Raw genomic sequence first — 23,762 nt, 5'->3', positions numbered from 1 at the left:
ATATGCCTGAAAAAAAGGGATCGGCAGACGCAAAAGTGCTGCATTGCTCGTTTTGCAATAAAAGCCAGCATGAAGTCCGCAAGCTGATCGCGGGTCCGTCGGTATTCATCTGCGATGAATGCATAGACCTGTGCAACGACATCATCCGCGAGGAAGCGCAAGCGACCGCGCGCGCGGCTATTCGTTCCGAACTGCCTACTCCGGCCGAGATCAAGACGTTCCTGGACCAGTACGTGATCGGGCAGAATTCGCCCAAGCGCATGCTGGCAGTGGCGGTCTACAACCATTACAAGCGCATTCGTCACGGCGAGATCAAGGGTGACGAAGTCGAGCTCTCCAAGAGCAACATCATGCTGATCGGCCCCACCGGGTCGGGCAAGACGCTTTTGGCCCAGACGCTGGCGCGCATGCTGAATGTGCCCTTCGTCATGGCTGACGCCACCACGTTGACCGAAGCCGGCTACGTGGGCGAAGACGTCGAGAACATCATTCAAAAGTTGCTGCAGAACTGCAACTACGAAGTCGAGAAGGCGCAACGCGCCATTATCTACATCGACGAAATCGACAAGATTTCCCGCAAGTCCGATAACCCGTCCATTACCCGCGACGTGTCGGGCGAGGGCGTGCAGCAGGCCTTGCTGAAGCTGATCGAAGGCACGGTTGCCTCGGTGCCCCCGCAAGGCGGGCGCAAGCATCCCAACCAGGACTTTGTCCAGGTCGACACGACGAACATCCTGTTCATCGTCGGTGGCGCTTTCGATGGGCTGGAGAAGGTCATCCGCGACCGTACCGAGAAATCGGGCATCGGTTTCTCGGCGTCCGTGCGCGCCAAGTCCGAACGCGGCGTGGGCGAACTGTTCTCGGAAGTCGAACCTGAAGATCTGATCAAGTTCGGCCTGATCCCTGAACTGGTCGGCCGCCTGCCCGTCGTCGCCACGCTGGACGAACTGGACGAAGCGGCCCTGGTGCAGATTCTGACCGAGCCCAAGAACGCCTTGCTCAAGCAATTCCAGAAGCTGTTCGCCATGGAAGGTGCCGAGCTGGACCTGCGGCCTGCCGCATTGAAGGCTATCGCTCGCAAGGCGCTCAAGCGCAAGACCGGCGCCCGTGGCCTGCGTTCGATCATCGAACAGACGCTGTTGGACACCATGTACGAGTTGCCTTCCCAAGGCAACGTCAAACGTGTCGTGGTTGACGAAGGCGCCATCGAAGGTGAAGGCAAGCCCCTGCTGATCTACGCCGACGAAGCCGGTGAAACGGAAAAGCCGGATCGCGGAGAAGTCCGCGACGCTGCAGCCTGATATTTCAAAAAAACCCGTTCCTGTAACGGGTTTTTTTCCTTCCTGGCGGCCCTCAGGGGCATTTTTTTTTGCCTTTCGTTTATCAGGCCGCCGGGATCTTGAATTTTCGGCTATTGTTCCCATAACAGACGTAACTGACGTGGATAGCTCGGGGTATACCCGGGCCTCCTGTCCCCGATACGCCGAGTCATACCGAGGAACCTCCTATGTCTGCCAGCCAGACCCTGCCTTCCGACCCGATCGACCTGCCCCTGCTCCCACTTCGCGATGTCGTGGTGTTTCCGCACATGGTCATCCCGCTGTTCGTCGGCCGTCCGCGCTCTATTCGCGCGCTCGAGGTTGCGATGGAAGCGGGCAAAAGCATCATGCTCGTGGCCCAAAAGTCCGCCGGCAAGGATGACCCCACCCCTGAAGACGTCTACGAGATCGGCTGCGTAGCCGGCATCCTGCAGATGCTCAAGCTGCCCGACGGCACTGTCAAAGTGCTGGTCGAAGGCACCCAGCGTGCCCGCATCAACAGCATCGAAGACGCCGATTCGCACTTCACCTGCCAGGTGACGCCGATCGAGCCGGACGCCATGCAAGGTTCTGAAACCGAGGCCCTGCGCCGCGCGATCGTTGCCCAGTTCGAACAGTACGTAAAGCTCAACAAGAAGATCCCCCCGGAGATCCTGACCTCGCTGGCTGGCATCGATGATGCCGGACGCCTGGCCGACACGATCGCCGCGCATCTTCCGCTGAAGCTCGAGCAAAAGCAGAAGATGCTCGAGATCGTCGGCACCTCCGAGCGCCTTGAAGGTCTGCTTACCCAGCTTGAAACCGAAATCGACATCCTCCAGGTCGAGAAGCGGATTCGTGGCCGTGTGAAGAAGCAGATGGAAAAAAGCCAACGCGACTACTACCTGAATGAGCAGGTCAAGGCCATTCAGAAGGAGTTGGGCGAAGGCGAAGAGGGCGCGGACATCGAAGAGCTTGAAAAGAAGATCATCGCTGCCCACATGCCCAAAGAGGCACGTAAGAAGGCCGATGCCGAGCTCAAGAAGCTCAAGCTCATGTCGCCCATGTCGGCCGAAGCCACCGTGGTGCGCAACTACATCGACACGCTCATCAACCTCCCCTGGAGGAAGAAGAGCAAGATCAACAACTCGATCGCCAACGCCGAGACGGTGCTGGACAACGACCACTACGGTCTGGAAAAGGTCAAGGAACGCATCCTGGAATATCTTGCCGTGCAACAGCGCGTGGACAAGGTAAAGGCGCCGATCCTGTGCCTGGTTGGACCTCCGGGCGTGGGCAAGACCTCGCTGGGCCAGTCCATCGCCAAGGCGACGAACCGCAAGTTCGTGCGCATGGCGCTGGGCGGCGTCCGCGACGAGGCCGAGATCCGCGGCCATCGCCGGACCTACATCGGCTCGATGCCGGGCAAGATCGTCCAGAACATGTCGAAGGTCGGCGTGCGCAATCCGCTGTTCCTGCTTGATGAAATCGACAAGCTGGGCATGGATTTCCGTGGCGATCCCTCGTCGGCGTTGCTTGAAGTGCTGGATCCGGAACAGAACCATACGTTCCAGGACCACTACATCGAAGTCGACTTCGACTTGTCCGACGTCATGTTCGTGGCCACCAGCAATACGCTGAATATTCCGCCGGCGTTGCTCGACCGCATGGAAGTCATCCGCCTGTCCGGTTACACGGAAGAGGAGAAGATCCATATCGGCCGCGACCATCTGCTGCCCAAGCTGATGAAGAACAACGGCGTGAAGGACAGCGAACTGACGGTGGACGATTCCGCGCTGCGCGACATCGTGCGCTACTACACCCGCGAAGCTGGTGTGCGTGCGCTCGAACGCGAAGTGGGCAAGATCTGCCGCAAGGTCATCAAGCAATTGCTGACGCAGACCGACCGCGCCAAGGCTGAAGGCAAGACCTTTGAGGTCAAGCCGGTCAATGTCACGGGTGAAAACCTGAGCGACTACTTGGGCGTGCGCCGCTACACCTTCGGCATGGCCGAAAAGGAAAACCAGATCGGTCAGGTGACGGGTCTGGCCTGGACCGAAGTCGGCGGCGATCTGCTGACGATCGAAGTCGCGGACATGCCCGGCAAGGGCGTCATCCAGCGCACGGGTTCGCTCGGCGATGTGATGAAGGAGTCGGTCGAAGCGGCACGTACGGTGGTGCGTTCGCGTGCTCGCCGTCTGGGTTTTGCCGACAGCGTCTTTGAAAAGCACGACATGCACGTGCACGTGCCGGAAGGCGCGACGCCCAAGGACGGTCCGTCCGCGGGTATCGCGATCACCACGGCCATGGTGTCGGCGTTGTCTCGCATCCCGGTGCGCGCCGATGTCGCCATGACCGGCGAGATCACGCTGCGCGGCGAAGTGCTGCCGATCGGCGGACTGAAGGAAAAGCTGCTGGCCGCACACCGTGGCGGCATCAAGACGGTCTTGATCCCGGAAGAAAACGTCAAGGACTTGGCGGAAATCCCGGATAACGTCAAGAACCACCTTGAGATCGTGCCGGTCCGCTGGATCGACAAGGTGCTGGAACTGGCCTTGGAGCGTCTGCCTGAGCCTCTGGCTGAGGAAGAGGCCGTCAAGGAACCGCTGGTGGCCAAGCCGGCCGAGCCGGGTTCGACTGATCCGGTGCTGAAGCACTGATCACGACTGCCCTGGCGCCCTTGAAAGAGGGCGCCCATGAAAAACCCCGCTGCGGCGGGGTTTTTCTTTGGGATTTGGCGTTCAACGCGGGTTGAACGCCAGGCCGCGGAGGCCTTGCGGCTTGGTCAGTGCAAGGCGTGCGTGCGAATCAGGCCGACTGCAATGCCTTCCAGGGCGAATTCCTGGTCTGCTTCAACCACGATGGTCTGGAAGTCCGGGTTTTCGGGCAGAAGCTCGATATGCCCATTGGTGCGCTGAAGGCGCTTCACGGTGACGTCGTCGCCAAGGCGGGCCACGACGATCTGGCCGTTGCGGGCTTCAGAGGCTTTCTTCACGGCCAGCAGGTCGCCTTCGAGGATGCCGGCGTCGCGCATGCTCATGCCGCGAACTTTCAGCAGGTAGTCGGGGGCTTGTGCAAACAGGTGAGGGTCGACGCCGACTTCGCGTTCCACGTGCTCCGCCGCCAGGATAGGGCTGCCGGCGGCGACACGCCCCACCAGCGGCAGCAGCAGGTGCGTCAGCGAAGGCAGGGACAGGGAAGTGGGGGTGGAAGCAGTGGCGCCGTCTTTCAGGCGGATGCCCCGCGAGGCGCCGGCGGTAAGCTCGATGGCGCCCTTGCGCGCCAATGCCTTGAGGTGGTCTTCCGCTGCGTTGGGCGAGCGGAAACCCAAGGCCTGGGCGATTTCGGCACGCGTCGGCGGGAAGCCGGTGCGCATGACGGTTTGCCGGATGAGGTCCAGGATTTGTTGCTGGCGATCGGTTAGTTTGCTGGCCATGGCGATGATCCGGTGCGAGCGGACTGTACATATATACAGCGCCATTCTGGGGGACATACCGCAAAAAAGCAAGCCAGTCGCCACCTGCAAAAGCAAAACGGAGCCCGAAGGCTCCGTCTTTCAGCAGCCGGGCCCGAAGGCCCGCGTCTGGCGTCAGGTTACAGCACGGCGGCGATGCCGGCGGCGACCTTGTCGATGTTGCCGCTGTTCAGCGCAGCGACGCAGATACGGCCGCTGGAAACGGCGTAGACGCCGTGCTCTTCACGCAGGCGATCCACTTGCGCGGCGCTCAGGCCCGAATACGAGAACATGCCGCGTTGCTGCAGGACGAAGCTGAAGTCCTGCTTGCCGCCGTGTTCCTTGATTTTCTCGACCAGCTGCTTGCGCATCAGGCGGATGCGATCGCGCATGCCGGCGAGCTCTTCTTCCCACATGGCGAAGAGTTCAGGCGTGTTCAGCACCGTCGAGACGACCGTGCCGCCATGGGTGGGCGGGTTGGAGTAGTTGGTGCGGATCACGCGCTTCAGCTGGCTCAGCACACGGGTGGCTTCTTCCTTGCTGCCGGCCACGACCGTCAGGGCGCCCACGCGCTCGCCATACAGCGAGAACGACTTCGAGAAAGAAGAGCTGATGAACATGGTCATGTCCAGGTCGGCGAACATGCGCACGACCGAGGCGTCTTCCGTCAGGCCGTCGCCAAAGCCTTGATAGGCGATGTCGAGGAACGGCACCAGCTGGTTTTCCTTCACGACGGCGGCGATCTGCTTCCACTGGTCGGCGGTGGGGTCCACGCCGGTGGGGTTATGGCAGCATGCGTGCAGCACGACGACCGTCTTGGCCGGTGCGGCCTTCAGGTCAGCCAGCATGGCGTCGAAATTCAGGCCACGGGTGGTGGCGTCGTAGTACGAATACGTGCCGACCTCGAAACCGGCGCGCTCGAACAGGGCGCGGTGGTTTTCCCAGCTGGGATTGCTGATCAGGACCTTGGAGGTCGGCAGCAACTGGCGCAGGAAGTCGGCGCCGATCTTCAGCGCGCCCGTGCCGCCCAGAGCCTGGGTGGTCAGAACGCGGCCAGCGGCGGCCAACGGGGATTCCTTGCCCAGCAGCAGCGCCTGGGCGCCCTGGTTGTAGCCGGCAATGCCTTCGATCGGCAGGTAGCCGCGTGCGGCGGCGGCCTCGATGCGGGCGGTTTCGGCCTTGCGTACGGCGCCCAGCAGGGGGATGCGTCCCTGATCGTCGTAGTACACGCCCACGCCCAGGTTGACTTTACCGGGACGCGTATCCGCGTTGAATTGTTCGTTCAGACCAAGAATGGGGTCGCGCGGCGCGAGTTCGACGGAATCGAAAAGGTTGCTCATGGGACTCTGATGAGGATGGGTGGACGCAGTACGGTGTGCTGTGGATAATGGGGGGTTTACCCTGGAACAGTCTAGCATGCCCAAGAGCCCAATAGACCCGAGCAGCGCGGGAGATCTGAACGATGATCTCGCTGCGGATCTGACGGCGGCGCCGGCATCGGCTGCCTCCGTGGTGGGGCTGGAAGCCAAGCCCAGATTCGTCGAGTATCCGGACAGCCCGTTTCAGCTTTATCAGCCTTATCCGCCAGCGGGCGATCAGCCCGCCGCCATTGATGGCCTGACGCAGGGGGTCGAAGATGGCCTCATGTTCCAGACGCTGCTGGGCGTGACGGGATCGGGCAAGACCTTCACCATGGCTAACGTGATCGCCCGGATGGGGCGTCCCGCGCTGGTGTTGGCTCCCAACAAGACGCTGGCCGCGCAGCTCTATGCCGAAATGCGGGAGTTTTTCCCGAAGAACGCGGTCGAGTACTTCGTCTCGTACTACGATTACTACCAGCCCGAGGCCTACGTGCCGACGCGCGACCTGTTCATTGAAAAGGACTCGTCCATCAATGAGCACATCGAGCAGATGCGCCTGTCGGCTACCAAGAGCTTGCTGGAGCGGCGCGACACGATCATTGTGGGCACGGTCTCGTGCATCTACGGTATCGGTAATCCGGGCGACTACCACGCGATGGTGCTGATCCTGCGCACCGGCGACCAGATCTCCCGGCGCGAGATCCTGGCCCGCCTGGTGGCCATGCAGTACACGCGTAACGACGCCGAATTCACCCGAGGGGTATTCCGGGTGCGCGGCGAGAGCATCGACATCTTCCCGGCGGAAAGCGCCGAACTGGCGTTGCGCCTGACGCTTTTCGACGATGAGATCGAAAGCCTGGAGCTATTCGACCCGCTGACGGGTCGCATCCGCCAGAAGCTGCCGCGGTTCACCGTCTATCCCGGATCGCACTACGTGACCCCGCGCGACACCGTATTGCGCGCGATCGAGACCATCAAGGAAGAGCTGCGCGAGCGCGTCAAGCGTTTCGTCGACGACGGCCACCTTGTCGAGGCGCAACGGCTTGAGCAGCGCACCCGGTTCGACCTGGAAATGCTGCAGGAACTGGGCTTCTGCAAGGGCATCGAGAATTACTCCCGGCACCTGTCCGGCGCGGCGCCGGGGGATCCTCCGCCCACGCTGATCGATTACCTGCCGTCCGATGCGCTGATGTTCATCGACGAAAGCCACGTCACCATCGGGCAACTGAGCGGCATGTACCGCGGCGACCGTTCGCGCAAGGAAACCCTGGTGCAGTACGGCTTTCGCTTGCCGTCGGCGCTGGACAACCGGCCCCTTAAGCTCGAGGAATTCGAGACGCGGATGCGTCAATGCGTGTTCGTGTCGGCCACGCCGGCCGCTTATGAGAAAGAGCACGCCGATAACGTCGTGGAACAGGTGGTGCGGCCAACCGGCCTGGTCGACCCGCTGGTCGAAGTGTTGCCGGCCCGTACGCAGGTGGACGACCTGCTTGGCCAGATCAAGGCGCGCGTGTCGGTGGGCGAGCGCGTGCTGGTCACGACGTTGACCAAGCGCATGGCGGAAGACCTGACCGACTTCCTGAGCGAACACGGGGTCAAGGTGCGCTACCTGCACTCCGACATCGACACCGTGGAGCGCGTGGAAATCCTGCGCGACCTGCGCCTGGGCACGTTCGACGTGCTGGTGGGGATCAACCTGCTGCGCGAAGGGCTGGACATCCCCGAGGTGTCGCTGGTGGCCATCCTGGATGCCGATAAAGAGGGCTTCCTGCGGTCTGAGCGCAGTCTGATTCAGACGATCGGCCGCGCGGCGCGCAACCTGAATGGGCACGCGATCCTGTACGCGGACCGCATTACGGATTCGATGCAGCGCGCCATGGAGGAAACCAGCCGCCGCCGCGCCAAGCAACTGCAATTCAACATCGACAACGGCATCACGGCCCGAGGGGTCCAGAAGGCGGTGCGTGAACTGATCGACGGCATTGTGGCACCCGTCCAGCACGATGCGCTTGAAGCCGCGGTTCCGGCGGAATTCCTCAAGGACGAAAAGGCCTTGGCGCGCGAGTTGAAGCGCCTGGAAAAGCTGATGATGGACCATGCGCGAAATCTGGAATTCGAGCAGGCCGCCGCTGCCCGGGATGCCCTGACGGCATTGAAGCAGCGGGTGCTTCTGGATGGGGCGGTGTAACGAGGAAAGTATCTAAACGTTTCAGCATCCTGACGGGACGCTGAAAATGTGTAAAACCCGCGCTGTTGCAATTGCCGCTTAACAATCTTCTCGAATCTTGCGAAACCAAGCTCAATTCTTGCGTTCGAATATTTCCTTAAGTTGTTGAATACGTTAAGAAAAATATGCGCTTTGCAGCACCTTGGTCCATTCGTGCAACTGCAAAAAAAGCTTGCCTTATCTCGGGTTTTCCCGCACACTTACTTCCATGATGACCAAGGTACTTTTCGTTTGCATGGGCAATATCTGTCGCTCGCCGAGCGCAGAGGGCGTGTTTCGCCATTTGGTGAACGACGCGGGTTTGGGCGACGTTGTTCGCATCGACTCCGCGGGCACGCACGCGTTTCATATCGGCGAGGCGCCTGATGCCCGGGCGCAGGCTGCGGCGCGTAAGCGCGGCTACGAGATCACGCACTGTGAGGCGCGTCAGGTCACCGCGGAGGATTTCCGCGATTTCGATCTTATCCTCGCCATGGACTGGGACAATTTGTCCGCCATGCAGCAGCAGTGCCCCAAAACTTATCAGCACAAGTTGATGCTGTTGATGCGCTTTGCCAATGAGTTCGAGGAGGCCACCGTGCCCGATCCGTACTATGGCGGCGCCGACGGTTTCGGCAAGGTGCTCGATTACCTGGAGGACGCCTGTCAGGGTGTCCTGGAGTTGGTCCGCAAGCGCGCTACCCAGTACCAGGCGGCTTGATCACCTTTTTCGTAGAGCCGCCCACTGTGCGGCTCTCGGGGTGTTTGGCAGTGAAAAAAACCGCGCAAATGCGCGGTTTTTTCTAGCCGGGAGCCATACCAAATTAGTCGGGAATAGGCTATACTTGAGCCAATTACTCGGGTATTGACCGCTGGATTCGCTGGCGGCCATTGCCGAATCACAGGGAACCCACCATGCGGCTAACTACCAAAGGGCGTTTCGCCGTGACTGCCATGATCGATCTGGCTATGCGGCAGCATAGCGGCCCGGTCACTCTTGCGGCCATCAGCCAGCGTCAGAATATTTCGCTTTCCTATCTGGAACAGCTCTTCGGGAAACTGCGCCGCCACGAACTCGTGGACAGCGTGCGGGGCCCGGGTGGCGGTTATTCGCTTGCGCGCCTTGCGCGCAATGTGACCGTTGCCGACATCATCTTCGCGGTCGATGAACCGCTGGACGCCACCAGTTGTGGCGGCAAACGGGACTGTACGAGCGGCAACGACGGCAAGCCGGGCAAGTGCATGACGCACGAGCTCTGGGCCACGTTGAATCGCAAGATGGTCGATTACCTGGATTCGGTGTCCCTGCAAGATCTGGTTGATCAGCAGCGCGTGCGCCAATTGCAGGAAGCCAACAATCAAGCGCAGGCCTGCGCGGTGCGTGTGAATCGGGTAGGGGGCACCAACGCCGCCGCGAATGCCCCGACCACCACTGTCGCCGCCAATGCCACCGTATAAGCAGTATCAGGAGCTGTAGAAATGACCACCCGCCCGATTTATTTTGACTATTCGGCCACGACGCCCGTCGATCCCCGTGTCGTGGACAAGATGGTGCCCTGGTTGTACGAGAACTTCGGCAACCCGGCATCGCGCAGCCACTCGTTCGGCTGGGATTCGGAAGAAGCTGTCGAACGCGCTCGCGAGGAAGTCGCCAAGTTGGTCAACGCCGACCCGCGCGAGATCGTCTGGACGTCCGGCGCGACCGAATCCGACAACCTGGCCATCAAGGGTGCCGCGAACTTCTACGCGGAACGCGGCAAGCACATCATCACCGTCAAGACCGAACACAAGGCGGTGCTGGATACCTGTCGCGAGCTTGAGCGCCAAGGCTTCGACGTCACGTATCTGAATGTGAAAGATGATGGCCTGATTGATATGGACACCTTCAAGGCTGCCTTGCGCCCGGATACCGTGCTGGTGTCCGTGATGATGGTGAACAACGAAATCGGCGTGGTCCAGGACATTGAAACGCTGGGCGAGATCTGCCGTGAAAAGGGCATCATCTTCCACGTGGACGCTGCTCAGGCGACCGGCAAGGTGCAAATCGATCTGCAAAAGCTGAAAGTCGACCTGATGTCGTTCTCGGCGCACAAGACGTACGGCCCGAAGGGCATTGGCGCCTTGTATGTGCGCCGCAAGCCGCGCATCCGCATCGAAGCGCAAATGCACGGCGGTGGCCACGAACGCGGTTTCCGCTCGGGCACGCTGGCCACGCACCAGATCGTCGGCATGGGTGAAGCGTTCCGTCTGGCCCGCGAAGAAATGGGCACCGAGAACGAGCGCATCCGCATGCTGCGCGACCGCCTGTGGAATGGCCTGTCGCAGATCGAAGAGGTCTACCTCAACGGCGACATGGACCAGCGCGTTCCGCACAACCTGAATGTCAGCTTCAACTATGTCGAAGGCGAGTCCCTGATCATGGCGATCAAGGAACTGGCCGTATCCAGCGGTTCGGCCTGCACCTCGGCCAGCCTGGAGCCGTCCTACGTGCTGCGCGCGCTGGGCCGCAACGACGAGTTGGCGCACAGTTCCATCCGTTTCACCCTGGGCCGCTTCACGACCGAAAAGGAAGTGGACTTCGCCATTGAATTGCTCAAGAGCCGAGTCGGCAAGCTGCGCGATATGTCGCCGCTTTGGGAAATGGCCAAGGAAGGCATTGACTTGAACACCGTGCAGTGGGCCGCGCACTAAGCGCCTGCACCAAGAAATACGTGGAGAAATAACATGTCTTACAGCACTAAAGTCCTGGATCACTACGAAAACCCGCGTAACGTCGGTTCGTTCGACAAGTCGGACGAGTCGGTGGGTACCGGCATGGTCGGCGCACCGGCCTGTGGCGACGTCATGAAGCTGCAGATCAAGGTGAATGAAGCTGGCGTGATCGAAGATGCGCGCTTCAAGACCTACGGCTGCGGTTCGGCCATCGCTTCCAGCTCGCTCGTGACCGAATGGGTCAAGGGCAAGACGCTGGATCAGGCGATGAACATCCGCAACACGCAGATCGCGGAAGAACTGGCGTTGCCGCCCGTGAAGGTCCATTGTTCCATCCTGGCCGAAGATGCGATCAAGGCTGCGGTGCAGAACTACAAAGAAAAGCATTCGGTTCCGGCCGAAGCGGTGGCAGGCTGATCATGTCCGTTACCCTGACCCAACAGGCTGCCACCCATATCGGGCGCTACTTGCAGAAGCGCGGAAAGGGTATTGGCTTGCGGCTCGGCGTTAGGACGACGGGCTGTTCCGGCATGGCCTACAAGTTGGAATACGTGGACGACTCGGCGCCGGAAGACGCCGTGTTCGAGAGCTTTGGCGTCAAGGTCTTCATCGACCCGAAAAGCCTGGCTTACCTGGACGGCACCGAGCTGGATTACGCCCGCGAAGGCCTGAACGAAGGTTTCAAGTTCCGCAACCCCAACGAAAAGGCGACCTGCGGCTGCGGCGAGTCGTTCACGGTGTAAGTCTTGGCCGGAGACGACCACTTCAGCCTGTTCGGCTTGCCCGCACGCTTCGACCTGGACGCGCAGGCGTTGGAAAGCGCGTGGCGCGCAGTCGCCGCACAAGTGCATCCCGATCGTTATGCCACGGCTAGCCCCGCGGAGCGCCGTGTGGCCATGCAGTGGGCCGCGCGCGCCAACGAGGCGTATCGCGTGTTGCGGGATCCTTTGCTTCGTGCGCGCTATCTGTGCGAACAGGCGGGCATCGACTTGCAGACCGAGAGCAACACGTCCATGGACACGGCTTTCCTGATGCAGCAGATGACCTGGCGCGAGATGCTGGACGATGCACGCGACGACGCCGATGCCTTGACCGCCTTGCAGACGGAGTTGGAAGCCGCGCGCGTAGAAATGCGTGCCACGCTGACGCGTCTGCTGGATAACGAGCGCGACTACGCGACTGCCGGGTTGAAGGTCCGGGAATGGATGTTCGTGGAAAAGCTGGCAGAAGAGCTGGCGCACGCACAACCCGCCGGATAGCCCTGGCCGCGTTGGGGCGCCCGTGAGGCGGGGCCCCGGAGTTCGCCGCCTACTGAGCAGAAAAATACAATCATGGCCTTATTGCAGATATCCGAGCCCGGCGAGTCGCCCGCGCCGCACCAGCGCAAGCTGGCGGTCGGGATTGATCTGGGCACTACCAATTCCCTGGTTGCGGCGGTGCGCAGCAGCGTCGCGGAAGTGCTGCCTGATGCAGAAGGCCTTGCCTTGCTGCCGTCGGCGGTGCGCTATTTTCCCGGCGGTAAAGTCACGACGGGCCGCGAGCCCCTGGCGCAGCAGGCCGAAGATCCCCTGAATACCGTCGTGTCCGTGAAGCGTTTCATGGGCCGTTCGCTGGACGAGGCCCGCGCCACGCGCGCCCCGTATGAATTCGTGGATGCGCCCGGCATGGTGCGCATTCGCACGGTGCAAGGCGATCTGAGCCCGGTTGAAGTGTCGGCGCAGATTCTGGCGGTGCTGCGCCAGCGCGCCGAAGACGTCCTGGGTGACGACCTGGTAGGCGCGGTCATCACCGTGCCGGCGTACTTCGACGACGCGCAACGCCAGGCGACGCGAGACGCCGCTCGTCTGGCCGGCCTGAACGTGTTGCGCTTGCTGAACGAGCCCACGGCCGCGGCGATTGCCTATGGCCTGGATCATGCGTCGGAAGGCGTGTATGCCGTGTATGACCTGGGCGGCGGCACCTTCGATATTTCCATCCTGCGACTGACCCAAGGCGTGTTCGAAGTGATTTCCACCGGCGGCGACACCGCGCTGGGCGGAGACGACTTCGACGCGCTGATCGCGGACCATGCCGTGTCCAAGCTGGCCACTGGCGAGTTCTCGCCGGCTGACCGCCGCGGGTTGTTGATGGCGGCGCGCGCGGCGCGTGAAGCGCTGTCGGATACCGAATCCGCCCGCCTGAAGCTGGCGCTGTCGGATGGGCGCGACGTGGACCTGGTCCTGACGCGCACTGAATTTGAAACGCTGGCGCAGCCGCTGGTGGAACGCACGCTGGATTGCGCGCGCCGTGCGCTGCGCGATGCGTCGCTGAAGCCCGTCGATGTGCGTGGCGTGGTGATGGTGGGCGGCGCGACGCGCATGCCCGTCGTGCGCGCCGCCGTCGGTCGCGTGTTTGGCACGGAACCGTTGATTGACCTGGACCCGGATCAGGTGGTGGCGCTGGGCGCCGCGCTGCAAGCCAATTTGCTGGCGGGCAACCGCGCGCCGGGCGAAGACTGGCTGCTGCTGGACGTGATTCCCCTGTCGCTGGGGCTGGAAACGATGGGCGGGCTGGTCGAGCGCGTGATTCCGCGCAATAGCACCATTCCCGTGGCCCGCGCCCAGGAATTCACGACCTTCAAGGATGGCCAGACGGCCATGAGCATCCATGTGGTGCAGGGCGAGCGCGACCTGGTGGCGGATTCGCGTTCGCTGGCCCGGTTCGAACTGCGCGGCATTCCCCCGATGGTGGCGGGTGCAGCGCGCATCCGCGTGACCTTCCAGGTGGATGCGGACGGCCTGCTGAGCGTCACGGCGCGTGAACAGAGCACGGGCATCGAGGCCGCCGTATCGGTCAAGCCGTCGTACGGGCTGAGCGACGATGAGATCGCGCAGATGTTGGCCGACAGCGTGGCGCAGGCCGACACGGATGCACGCGCTCGCATGCTGCGTGAGCAGCAAGTGGATGCGCGCCAGTTGGTGGAATCCGTGCAAGCGGCCCTGGCCGCCGACGGCGACCTGCTGGACGCGGAAGAACGCAAGCACGTCGACGAATGCCTGCAAGCCGCTATCGCCGCGCAATCGGCGCAAGACACGGATACCGTGAAAGACGCGGTGCAAGCGCTGTCGGCCGCGACGGACGACTTTGCCGCGCGTCGAATGGACCGCAGCATTCGTGCCGCGCTGGCGGGCCGCAAACTTGATGAGATCGCCTGATTAAGACGTTATGCCGAAACTGACTGTATTGCCTCATCCCGATTACTGCCCCGAAGGCGCCGTGATCGAAGACGCGCCGAAGGGCGTGTCGATCTGTCGTGTGCTGCTGGACAACCATATCGACATCGAACACGCGTGCGAGCTGTCGTGCGCCTGCACGACCTGTCACGTGGTGATCAAGCAGGGCTATTCCGCGCTGGAAGACGCGACGGATGACGAAGAAGACCTGCTGGACAAGGCCTGGGGCCTGACCCCGACGTCGCGCCTGTCGTGCCAGGCGCTGGTGACGGACACCGACCTGACGGTCGAGATCCCGAAGTACACCATCAACCATGCGAAAGAGGGCCATTGATGAAGTGGACCGATACCTACGAGGTTGCCGCCGCCCTGGTCGACGCGCATCCTGATGTGGACCCCAAGACGCTGCGTTTCACGCAGCTACGCGAATGGGTCATGGCCTTGCCTGGATTCAACGACGACCCCGCCCACTGTGGCGAGAAGATCCTGGAGGCCATCCAGATGGCCTGGATAGACGAAGCGGACTGACCGCCGCCATGAAAACGCTCCCGGATGGGGGCGTTTTTGTTTGTGCGGCCGTCGTGCCGCCGTCAAGCGGCCAAGTTATCATCAGGGATCCGTACGTTGTGATCCACCTTGCCCGAGTCTACTGATGCCCGCTGCTCCCTTGCGCTTTGGCCTGGCCGCCAACCGGCTGCACCACGAAACCCCCGATGCCGCCTTGTTTACCTGGTTGCGCGCGTGCTCGTCCACGATACGCGAGCTGGGTGTCCAGCTGCACACCGTCGGCCGCACGCATGACGCCATCGTGCGCGAAGGAATGTTGCAGGGGTACAGCGGCCTGATCCGGTATCCCTACGGGCGCGAAGGCGGCCTCATGAAGCTGGTGGCCCGCGTAACCGAAGGGCGCGACGGGCAGGCGCCGTTTGACGGCGCCATCTATCTGATTGATCCGGTGGATCCGTCGTCGATTTTCCCGGAAGCGCTGGCGTTGAAGCGGCAATGCATCACGCATGGCCGACCGTTCATTTCCACGGTGGCCGGCGCCATCGAATGGATGGAAGTGGAACGCGTGCATGCCGGGTTGGCGCCCGACGCGTCGGTGTCGCGTCTGTTCAACTTTACCGGGCAGACGCTGGCCATGATCGCGCACGATGCGCTCAAGGACGAGATGGTGGCGTTTGCCAGCGAACATTTCGACCTGTTGTCGCAGTTTGCCCGCCGCGTCGCGACGGGCACCACGGGTGGCCGGCTGAACGAATTGGCGTGGTCGCGCGGGTGGCCCAAGGATACGCCGTGGGTGCATCGCTACCTGAGTGGGCCGCTGGGCGGCGATGCGCAGATTGCCGAACTCGTCCTTGAACATCAGTGCCAACGCGTAATCTTCTTTGAAGACCCGCACGTCGCGCGCCAGCACGAGGCCGATATCCAGTTGCTTGAGCGCGCCGTGCGCGTGGTGACCGAATCCGCCACCTGCGCGACGTCGCCCACGGTGGCGCGGCGCTGGGCGCAGGCGGTGGAAAAGCGAGTTGGGCTGATCTGACAGACTTGCTAACCGGGCAAACCGCCATCGATGATGATCCGGCTTACCCGGTCCGCTACGGCGGTGGCCGCCATGGACAGGGGCAGCACGTCCGAGCGGCATAGAAACACCGGGCGCGTCAGACGCGGGTTTTTTATACGGCGCAGCGCCACGTCACCGCGCATCGCCTCTTTGCGCACGGCTTCATACGACAAGATCGTGTGCGCGAGCCCGGCTTGAACCAGTTCTATCAATTGCGGTATCGCGTTGGCTTCGGCAATGACGCGAAACGCCGTGCGTTCCTGCTGCTGATAGGTGTCTAGCAGCCGCCGCAGGCTATGCGGATTGCCGGGCAGCACCAGCGGTAGTTTGGCCAATGCGCCAAGCCCGATCGTGGGTAGCGCGGCCAACTGTCCGGACCAGGCTTTCGCGCCGCCGCGTGCGGGCCGTGGAGACACCACCACAAGCTCTTCATCGATCAAGTGCTGAAATCGCAGATCCACGGCCGCATCGGCGCTGAACGTCAGGCCCAGGTCGGCGTGGCCTGAACTGACGAAACCGGGGATGTATCCGGTGCTGGATTCGATGATCTTCAAATAGACGTCGGGCCAGGTTTGCAGGCTGAATCGCAGCAGGGGCACGGCCACGAGCTTGGCCATGGACATCGACATGGCCAAGGACACCGTGCCGCGCGGGGCGGCCAGGTCTTCACGTACATCGGCGCGCGCCGCATCGATGCGGCCAAGGATCTCGCGCGCGTGTGACAAGAGCCGCGCCCCAGCGGCGGTAGCCGTTACGCCCCGTGATGTCCGGTGCAACAGCACCACGCCCAGCTCTTCTTCCAGGTTGCGGATCAACAGACTAAGCGCGGGCTGCGCGACGTGCAGCGCGGCCGCCGCGCGGCTGATCGAGCCGGTGGAAACCACCGCGACAAAGCACTGCATTGCGCGAATCGACATCGACATTGAACTATCCCGGCCAGGGTTATCTATAACAATTTTATGATAGTTCGCATACAGAAACGGTATTTCTCATATATCTGACCGCTTTGCATAATGCAGCCGCCATCACCGAAAAAACACAAGGAGACATCATGGCGCTGATGAAAGCACTGACCACCGCGATTGCCGCGGCGGTTCTGGCCACGCCCGCGGTCGCGGACACCTGGCCGTCCAGACCCATTACGTTGCTGGTGCCGTTTTCCGCCGGTGGTCCCACGGACTTCATCGCGCGCCTGGTTGCCGATCCGCTGTCGCGCGAGTTGGGCCAGCAAGTCATCGTGCAGAACAAGCCGGGCGCCAGCGGCAACGTCGGGTATCAAAGCGTGCTAAACGGCCCAGCGGACGGCTACACGCTGATGCACAACACCGTGGGCATGCAGGCCATCAACCCGCTGATGTATCCCAGCGCCAAGATGCAGCCGCTGACGGACTATGTGCCGATTGGCACGACCGGCGCCATGCCGAATTTGCTGGTCGTCAACCCCGAGCGTACGCCGGTCAAAACGTTGGCGGACCTGGTCGAACGTGGCCGCGCGGCGCCTCATGGCCTGAGCTACGCCACGTTTGGGCCGGGCAGTTCGCCGCACGTGTATGGCGCGCTGCTGCAGAAGCGGGCGAAGTTCGACGCAGTGGGCGTGGCGTACAAGGGCAGCGCCAACGCCGTGACCGATGTGATTGGCGGCCAGGTCGATTTCCTGTTCGACAGCATGTCGACCAGCATCGGGCAGGTGCAAGCGGGCAGGCTGCGGGCCTTGGCCATCACGTCCGCCGACCGGTCACCGCTGTTGCCGGACGTGCCCACCTTGAAAGAAGCGGGCTACGCCGGCCTGGACCTGAAGTTCTGGTTTTCGTTGCAAACACCGGCCGGCACGCCGCCCCAGGTCGTGGCAAAGCTGCGCACGGCCGTTGCCAACGTCGTGGCAAGTGAGGCGTATCGCAAGGCGATGCAGGAACGTGGCGCCGAAGCGCTCTCCGTGGCGCCGGCTGAACTCGATGCGTTCTTCAAGCGCGAAACGGCCCAATGGACCGATGCCGCCCAAACCGTGGGATTGAAGGCCGAATGATGAACATGACCATCGCTACGCGTATGACGCCGCTGAAAGACATTACGGTTCTGGATTTGAGCAAGGTGCTGGCCGGCCCATTGTGCGGCCAGTATTTGGGCGAGCTGGGCGCGCGGGTCATCAAGGTTGAACCCGTAGGTACCGGCGACGATACGCGTGCCTGGCTTCCTCAGGACGCCGGGCAGTCCGCCACGTTTCTGGCGGTCAACCATAACAAGCGTAGCCTGGCCGTCGACCTGAAGACCGAGGCGGGCAGGGCGGTGGTGCACCGGCTTGCCGTGCAAGCGGATGTGGTCTTGCAGGGCTTCGGCGGCAAGACCGCCGCGCGCCTTGGCGTCGACTACGACACGCTGGCCAAACTGAATCCGAAGCTGATCTATTGCGAAATTTCCGGGTATGGCCGCGAAGGCCCGATGGGTGAGGAGCCAGGGTACGACGTCATGCTGCAAGCGTTCAGCGGCATGATCAGCACCATGGGCGAGCCGGGCGGCAACTTCGCCCGCGCCAGTTTTTCGCCGGTTGACCTGGGCACCGGGTCATTTGCGCTTAGTGGAATTCTGGCGGCGTTGCTTCAGCGTGCGCAAACGGGTCAAGGCCAGTATCTGGACGTGTCGTTGCTGGATACCTCGTTGGGCTTGATGTCGTACATGGCACAGAACTATTGGCGCACCGGCCAGATTCCGCGTCGCATGGGTACGGGCCACCCGGCGATGTGCCCGTATCAGGCCTTTCGCGCGGCGGATGGCGACCTGATGCTGGGCGTGGGCAATGACGCGCAGTGGCAGCGCTTTTGCGCCGTGGCGGGTTTGCGCGACAAGGTGGACGACCCCGAATTTGCCAGCAACGCCGCGCGCGTTCGCAACTTTGACGCGACCGTGGCATTGGTGCAGGCGCGGATTGCCACACGCACGGTGGCCGACTGGATTGCCACGCTCAAGCCCGCCGGTATTGCGTGTTCCGCCATCCACACGTTGGATCAGGCGCTGTCGCATCCGCAGGTGGCGGCGCGTGAACTGATCGTGACCAGCCAGCATCCCGTCCTGGGCACGGTCCGCAACGTGGGGCTGCCTGTGCGATTTGGCAAGCAGCCGCGCCAGGCCGCCATGCCGGCGCCACTGTTGGGACAGCACAGCCGAGAGATTCTGGCAGACTTGGGCTATACGCCCGACGACATCGACGCCTTGCTTGCCGCTGGCAGCGTGCAAGCTGCGCCGCAAACCGCACCACAGACAGCGCCTCAGACTGCACCCGGAGAACCAGCTTGACCTATCTACGCTATGAAGTGCGCGACCGGATCGCCGAGATTCACCTGTGCCACGCGCCGGTCAACGCGCTGGATGTGCACATGCTGGATGCCCTGATCGCCGCGCTGGAACGCGCTAATGCCGATGCGAACGTGCGCGCGGTGCTGTTGGCCAGCGATCTTCCCGGCCGCTTTTGCGCCGGGTTGGACATGAAGAAACTGATGGCGAGTTCACCCCGCGAGGTGCATGCGCTGTTGACGCGGCTGTACATCAAGCTATACGACGCGCAATTCAACCTGACCAAGCCGTCGATATCCGTGGTGTCGGGCGCCGTGCGCGGCGGCGGCATGACGGTGGCCATCTCCAGCGACATGATCGTGGCCGCCAGCAACGCTACGTTCGGGTATCCCGAGATTGATGTCGGCGTGCTGCCCGCCATCCACTACGCGCATCTGCCCGCTATCGTGGGCAAGCATCGCGCGTTTGACCTGCTCTTTACCGGCCGCACTTTCAGCGCGCTGGAAGCGCACGGCCTGGGCCTGGTGGCGCGCGTCGAAGAAGAAACGCAGTTGCTGGCGCACGCGCGCCAGTTGGCGCAATCGTTGGCAAGCAAGCCGCCACAAGTCTTGGCCATGGGCCGCCGCGCGTTCGTGTTTGCCAACGACAACGACTACCGCCGCAAGCTGGCCACCGCCGTCGAGGTGTTCTGCAATGCCGCCGCCACCCCGGATGCTGCCGAGGGACTGGCGGCGTTCGTGGACAAGCGTGCACCGGTGTGGAACGACGCGCAGACGCCATGAACAACGCGCGCCATGCACCATCCGCCGACCACACCCGCTTGGGCTATTGACCCTTGAATTGCGGCGTGCGCTTTTCGCGGAACGCGCGCACGCCCTCGGCGAAGTCCACCCGGCCGGCCGAATCCAAAAAGCGCGCGGTTTCCTCGGCCAGCTGCGTCTCCAAGGTGGCGTGCTGCGCGCAGCGCAGCAAATCCTTCGCACCGGCAATGCCGTGCGGGGCGTGGTGGGCCAGTTCCTGGGCATAGCGCTCACCCGCCTCGGCCAATTCCGAAGCGGGTGCGCTGCGGTTAAGAATCCCCCACGCCAATGCATCGCGCGCCGTGAAGGCATCGTGGCGCAGCAGCAGGTCCAGCGCGCGCCGGGCGCCCAGTACGCGAACCAGCCCATGCGTCATACCCGCATCGGGCGTGGCGCCCAGCTTCAGGTAGGCGGTCATGAAGCGCGTATCATCATCGGCAATCGCCAGGTCGCAGGCCAGCACCAGCGACAAGCCGGCGCCCGCCGCCACGCCATGGACTTGCGCCAGCCAGATCTTGTCCATGCGGGCGATGCGCGCGATGAAATCGTTGAGCGGGGTGAAGAGGTCGAGGAGCGTGTGACGCACTTGGTCGGGTTCGCCCGTGAACATGCTGATGTCGCCGCCGGCGCAAAAAGCCTTGCCTGCGGCGCGCAGGCGCACCACTCGGATTTCCTTGCGCGTTTCCAGCCACTGGGCCGCTTGCTGGAGGTCGCGGGCCATGGCGACATCGATGGCGTTGAGCGCGTCGGGGCGGTTCAGCGTAAGGGTGGCGATGGCGCCTTGGGCCTCGAGCTGGACGGTGGCGAAGGTGGGAAATCCTGCGGTCATGTCGTGTCTCCGATATCGGGTAAATACCAGCTGTCGATCCAAAAACCGCGATGCTATGGTCTGAACCGAGCGCTTGCTTGGTTTTGTTTTAAGCACGCTTAGCGTACTGCATGAAAGCACTGCATGGAACTGCCGCATTGAACGATTTTCCGGCGCTGGTCTGGCGTAGGTAAAGACAGGTTCGTTGCATCTCCTGCCTCGCGGGTCGCCTGATTCATCGCCTTAAAAAATGTCCGCCCGAAGGCGGCTAGAACTTCGCGAACAAAAAAGCGAGGAGACAAATGGTGGATCAGTCCGAGCAGCCTCCCTTGCTGGAGGTGGATGGGGTGACCTTGGCTTTCGGCGGGGTCAAGGCATTGACCGGCGTGGGTTTTCGCGTGGCGCCGGGTTCCATCACAACGGTCATCGGCCCGAACGGCGCCGGCAAGACCTCGCTGTTCAATACCATTTCCGGGTTCTACAAGCCTGCCGCCGGACAGATCCGGTTCGAAGGCCGCGACATCACGCGCGTGGCCGCGCCCGAGCGCGCCAAGCTGGGGCTGGCGCGCAGTTTCCAGAACATCGCGCTGTTCCGCGGCATGACGGTGCTGGACAACATCAAGCTGGGCCGTCATGCGCACTTGCGCACCAACGTGCTGGACGCCTTGTTCTATCTGGGCCGGGCACGGCGCGAAGAGATGGCGCTACGTGCCGACATTGAAGAACGCATCATCGACTTCCTGGAGATCGATCACATCCGCCATGCGCCGGTGTCGGCCTTGTCCTATGGCCTGCAAAAACGTGTGGAGCTGGCACGCGCGCTGGCCATGAATCCCAAGGTGCTGATGCTGGATGAACCCGTGGCGGGCATGAACCGCGAAGAGACGGACGACATGGCGCGTTTCATCCTGGATGCCCGGTCCGAGTGGGGCGTGACGGTGCTGATGGTCGAGCACGACATGGGCATGGTGATGGATTTGTCGGACCATGTGGTGGTGCTGAACTTCGGGCAGGTGATTGCCGACGGTACACCGGGCGAGGTGCAGGCGAATCCCGACGTCATCAAGGCCTATCTGGGGGCGGGCGATGTGGGCGATCTGCGTCGCCGCCTGAGGGAGGCAGCCTGATGGACCTACTGTTCTTCCTGGAGGTGACGCTGGCCGGGCTGGGCAGTGGCGGGCTATATGGGCTGGCGGCGCTGGCCTTTGTGATCGTCTACAAGGCGACGCGCGTCGTGAACATCGCCATCGGTGAATTTCTGATGCTGGGCGCCTATGTGTTCTACGCATTTGCAACCGGCATGGAATGGCCGATATGGCTGGCGATCGTCGGCGCGGTGGTGGTGTCGGGGGCCTTGGGCGCGCTGGTGGAACGGCTGACGATACGGCCCATGCTGGGCGAAGCGCCGATCTCGGTGTTCATGGTGACGGTAGGGCTGGCGTCGATATTGGTGGGCGCGGTGGAATTGATCTGGACCGCGGACCAGCGGCGGTTGCCGGAGTTCATGCCGCGCGCGCCGGTGATGGTGGGCGAGGCGTTCGTGGCGCCCAAAGTGTTCTACGGGTTCTGGGTGGCCGTGGTGTTGGCCCTGTTGGTGCTGGTGGTGTTCCGCTATTGGCGTGGCGGTGTCGCCTTGCGCGCGACGGCGTCGGATCAGGGCGCCGCCTATGCGATGGGCATCAACGTGCCCCGCGTTTTTTCGCTGGCCTGGGTGGCGGCAGGGGCGCTGGCAGCGGTGTCGGGCGTGATCGTGGGCGCCATCGGCGGTATTTCGTCGTCGATGGGCGTTTTCGGCCTGTCGGTGCTGGTAGTGGTGATCGTGGGCGGACTGGACAGCGTGGCGGGCGCCCTGGTGGGCGGGGTGTTCATCGGGTTGCTGGAGGCCTGGGCGGGCGCCTACCTGGGGGGCGAGTACAAGTTGCTGGCCACTTTCATCGTGCTGGTCGTGGTGTTGATGGTCAGGCCCTACGGCCTGTTCGGCACCCGTGAAATCGAGAGGCTCTGACTCATGCGCATCGCGACTGCGAAGCAGACCTACCTGGCGGACGAAGCGCTATTCGACACGCGCACCCAGCATGTATGGCTGGCGTTGCTGGCGGCGTCGCTCGCGCTGTTTCCATTCGTGGCCGACGCGTATTGGCTGTATCTGGCGTGCCTGGTCGCCATCAATATCGCCAGCGCGACGGGGCTGAACATCTTGACGGGCTATACCGGGTTGGTCAGCCTGGGGCAGGCGGCCTTCATGGGGTTGGGCGCCTACACGGTGGCCGTCATGGAACTGAGGCTGGGCACGCCGGTGTTGGTCAATCTGCTGGGAGGCGGCGTGGTGGCGATGCTGGGCGGCCTGCTGGTCGGCATCCCGTCGTTGCGGGTGAAGGGGTTGTACCTGGCCATCGCCACGATCGCGGCGTCGTTCATCGCGCATTTCATTTTCGCGAACTGGCAGTTCACGGGCGGGACCAGCGGGCTGCAGGTGCCCCCTGCGCGATTGCTTGGCGTGGATCTCGATACGTCGTTCAAGATCTATTGGCTGATCGTGCCGGTGACCGTGCTGATGGTGCTGGGCGCGGCCAACCTGTTTCGCACGCGCATTGGCCGGGCCTTCATCGCCATTCGCGACCGCGATATCTCGGCGGAAGTCCTGGGCATCCGGCTGCTTCGCTACAAGCTCCTGTCGTTCGGCCTGTCGTCCTTCTATGCGGGCGTGGCGGGCGGGCTGTGGGCGTACTTCTTTCGGGTGGTGACGCCCGAGAGCTTCCCGCTGATCATGTCGATCTTCTTCCTGGCCGCGATCATCGTAGGCGGCATGGGGTCGATACTGGGTTCCATTCTGGGCGCCATTTTCATGACGATGGTGCCTGAGTTGCTCAAGCTGATCGTGGGCTGGCTGCCGGTGGGCGGCGACGCGTTGCGGCTGGTGTCGCCCGTGCGAACGATCGTTTTCGGCCTGCTGATCGTGGGCTTTCTGATCTTCGAGCCTCACGGGCTCGCGGAAATCTGGCGGCGCGTCCGCCGCTTCTTCCATCTGTGGCCATTCCGGACCTGAGCGCGGTTTGGCCGTT

The 23,762-nt window shown here is 62.7% G+C and carries 23 protein-coding genes; 19 read left to right on the top strand and 4 right to left on the bottom strand.

From position 1 onward, the window contains the following. The first annotated feature begins 2 nt into the window (after positions 1-2). On the top strand, positions 3-1,301 hold the full coding sequence (clpX, locus tag ACE039_RS05895) for an ATP-dependent Clp protease ATP-binding subunit ClpX (protein WP_105557679.1): 1,299 nt from the start codon (positions 3-5) through the stop codon (positions 1,299-1,301). A gap of 206 nt (positions 1,302-1,507) precedes the next feature. Continuing rightward, positions 1,508-3,958, top strand: a complete 2,451-nt coding sequence (lon, locus tag ACE039_RS05890) for an endopeptidase La (protein ID WP_006225305.1) — start codon at positions 1,508-1,510, stop codon at positions 3,956-3,958. A 125-nt stretch (positions 3,959-4,083) separates the two neighbouring features. On the opposite strand, the gene lexA is transcribed toward lon, so the two are convergent. Both lexA and ACE039_RS05880 read right to left on the bottom strand, forming a co-directional pair. Then, positions 4,084-4,734: a transcriptional repressor LexA gene (lexA, locus tag ACE039_RS05885; protein WP_310029412.1), complete on the bottom strand. Its 651-nt coding sequence runs from the start codon at positions 4,732-4,734 to the stop codon at positions 4,084-4,086. 158 nt (positions 4,735-4,892) lie between these two features. After that, complete coding sequence (locus ACE039_RS05880; protein ID WP_485821909.1) at positions 4,893-6,092, bottom strand: amino acid aminotransferase; 1,200 nt, start codon at positions 6,090-6,092, stop codon at positions 4,893-4,895. Positions 6,093-6,168: 76 nt separating this feature from the next. On the opposite strand from ACE039_RS05880, the gene uvrB reads away from it, so the two are divergent. The 11 genes from uvrB (at position 6,169) to ACE039_RS05825 (ending at position 15,786) form a co-directional block, all read left to right on the top strand. Beyond that, on the top strand, positions 6,169-8,301 hold the full coding sequence (gene uvrB, locus ACE039_RS05875; protein ID WP_448711963.1) for an excinuclease ABC subunit UvrB: 2,133 nt from the start codon (positions 6,169-6,171) through the stop codon (positions 8,299-8,301). Between the two features lie 247 nt (positions 8,302-8,548). Then, a complete protein-coding gene (locus ACE039_RS05870) occupies positions 8,549-9,040 on the top strand; it encodes a low molecular weight protein-tyrosine-phosphatase (RefSeq protein WP_006225301.1) in 492 nt (163 codons plus the stop codon). 194 nt (positions 9,041-9,234) lie between these two features. Next, a complete protein-coding gene (iscR, locus tag ACE039_RS05865) occupies positions 9,235-9,777 on the top strand; it encodes a Fe-S cluster assembly transcriptional regulator IscR (protein ID WP_035213312.1) in 543 nt (180 codons plus the stop codon). A gap of 21 nt (positions 9,778-9,798) precedes the next feature. Further along, on the top strand, positions 9,799-11,010 hold the full coding sequence (locus ACE039_RS05860; RefSeq protein WP_485821908.1) for an IscS subfamily cysteine desulfurase: 1,212 nt from the start codon (positions 9,799-9,801) through the stop codon (positions 11,008-11,010). Between the two features lie 33 nt (positions 11,011-11,043). After that, on the top strand, positions 11,044-11,448 hold the full coding sequence (iscU, locus tag ACE039_RS05855; RefSeq protein WP_006225297.1) for a Fe-S cluster assembly scaffold IscU: 405 nt from the start codon (positions 11,044-11,046) through the stop codon (positions 11,446-11,448). Between the two features lie 2 nt (positions 11,449-11,450). Continuing rightward, positions 11,451-11,774, top strand: coding sequence for an iron-sulfur cluster assembly protein IscA (gene iscA, locus ACE039_RS05850; protein WP_006225296.1), 324 nt, complete (start codon positions 11,451-11,453; stop codon positions 11,772-11,774). Positions 11,775-11,777: 3 nt separating this feature from the next. After that, the gene (hscB, locus tag ACE039_RS05845; protein ID WP_485821907.1) at positions 11,778-12,290 is read left to right on the top strand and encodes a Fe-S protein assembly co-chaperone HscB; all 513 of its coding nucleotides are present in this window, start codon (positions 11,778-11,780) and stop codon (positions 12,288-12,290) included. A 72-nt stretch (positions 12,291-12,362) separates the two neighbouring features. Beyond that, a complete protein-coding gene (gene hscA, locus ACE039_RS05840) occupies positions 12,363-14,225 on the top strand; it encodes a Fe-S protein assembly chaperone HscA (protein ID WP_485821906.1) in 1,863 nt (620 codons plus the stop codon). A 10-nt stretch (positions 14,226-14,235) separates the two neighbouring features. Further along, the gene (fdx, locus tag ACE039_RS05835) at positions 14,236-14,577 is read left to right on the top strand and encodes an ISC system 2Fe-2S type ferredoxin (protein WP_006225293.1); all 342 of its coding nucleotides are present in this window, start codon (positions 14,236-14,238) and stop codon (positions 14,575-14,577) included. Beyond that, positions 14,577-14,771 carry a Fe-S cluster assembly protein IscX gene (gene iscX / locus ACE039_RS05830; RefSeq protein ID WP_105557685.1) on the top strand — a complete coding sequence of 65 codons (195 nt, stop codon included), beginning with the start codon at positions 14,577-14,579 and terminating at the stop codon, positions 14,769-14,771. The genes fdx and iscX overlap by 1 nt, the downstream gene beginning before the upstream one ends. Before the next feature lie 124 nt (positions 14,772-14,895). After that, on the top strand, positions 14,896-15,786 hold the full coding sequence (locus tag ACE039_RS05825) for a methylglyoxal synthase (RefSeq protein ID WP_332009013.1): 891 nt from the start codon (positions 14,896-14,898) through the stop codon (positions 15,784-15,786). An 8-nt stretch (positions 15,787-15,794) separates the two neighbouring features. Here ACE039_RS05825 and ACE039_RS05820 read toward each other — a convergent pair whose 3' ends face one another. Beyond that, on the bottom strand, positions 15,795-16,730 hold the full coding sequence (locus tag ACE039_RS05820) for a LysR family transcriptional regulator (RefSeq protein ID WP_448711972.1): 936 nt from the start codon (positions 16,728-16,730) through the stop codon (positions 15,795-15,797). A 128-nt stretch (positions 16,731-16,858) separates the two neighbouring features. On the opposite strand from ACE039_RS05820, the gene ACE039_RS05815 reads away from it, so the two are divergent. From ACE039_RS05815 to ACE039_RS05805, 3 genes are read left to right on the top strand one after another with little or no spacing between them, the layout of a single operon-like run. Further along, entirely contained in the window at positions 16,859-17,830 is a 972-nt protein-coding gene (locus tag ACE039_RS05815) for a Bug family tripartite tricarboxylate transporter substrate binding protein (protein ID WP_332009016.1), read from the top strand. 23 nt (positions 17,831-17,853) lie between these two features. Next, complete coding sequence (locus ACE039_RS05810; protein WP_448712003.1) at positions 17,854-19,095, top strand: CaiB/BaiF CoA transferase family protein; 1,242 nt, start codon at positions 17,854-17,856, stop codon at positions 19,093-19,095. Next, positions 19,092-19,874, top strand: a complete 783-nt coding sequence (locus tag ACE039_RS05805; protein WP_448711974.1) for an enoyl-CoA hydratase/isomerase family protein — start codon at positions 19,092-19,094, stop codon at positions 19,872-19,874. The genes ACE039_RS05810 and ACE039_RS05805 overlap by 4 nt, the downstream gene beginning before the upstream one ends. Positions 19,875-19,917: 43 nt before the next feature. Here ACE039_RS05805 and ACE039_RS05800 read toward each other — a convergent pair whose 3' ends face one another. Then, complete coding sequence (locus ACE039_RS05800) at positions 19,918-20,721, bottom strand: enoyl-CoA hydratase/isomerase family protein (protein ID WP_485821905.1); 804 nt, start codon at positions 20,719-20,721, stop codon at positions 19,918-19,920. Positions 20,722-21,002: 281 nt separating this feature from the next. Between ACE039_RS05800 and ACE039_RS05795 the strand changes: the two genes are divergently transcribed. Genes ACE039_RS05795 through ACE039_RS05785 form a run of 3 tightly spaced genes read left to right on the top strand, consistent with a single transcriptional unit; the run spans position 21,003 to position 23,746 of the window. Next, positions 21,003-21,827 carry an ABC transporter ATP-binding protein gene (locus ACE039_RS05795; RefSeq protein ID WP_199196824.1) on the top strand — a complete coding sequence of 275 codons (825 nt, stop codon included), beginning with the start codon at positions 21,003-21,005 and terminating at the stop codon, positions 21,825-21,827. Beyond that, positions 21,827-22,705, top strand: a complete 879-nt coding sequence (locus ACE039_RS05790; protein ID WP_485821904.1) for a branched-chain amino acid ABC transporter permease — start codon at positions 21,827-21,829, stop codon at positions 22,703-22,705. Before ACE039_RS05795 ends, ACE039_RS05790 begins: the two co-directional genes overlap by 1 nt. Before the next feature lie 3 nt (positions 22,706-22,708). Then, the gene (locus tag ACE039_RS05785; RefSeq protein WP_105557689.1) at positions 22,709-23,746 is read left to right on the top strand and encodes a branched-chain amino acid ABC transporter permease; all 1,038 of its coding nucleotides are present in this window, start codon (positions 22,709-22,711) and stop codon (positions 23,744-23,746) included. Positions 23,747-23,762: the final 16 nt, after the last annotated feature.

Source organism: Achromobacter maghribensis (genome assembly GCF_057334215.1).
This window is presented reverse-complemented; position numbering and strand designations above follow the sequence as displayed.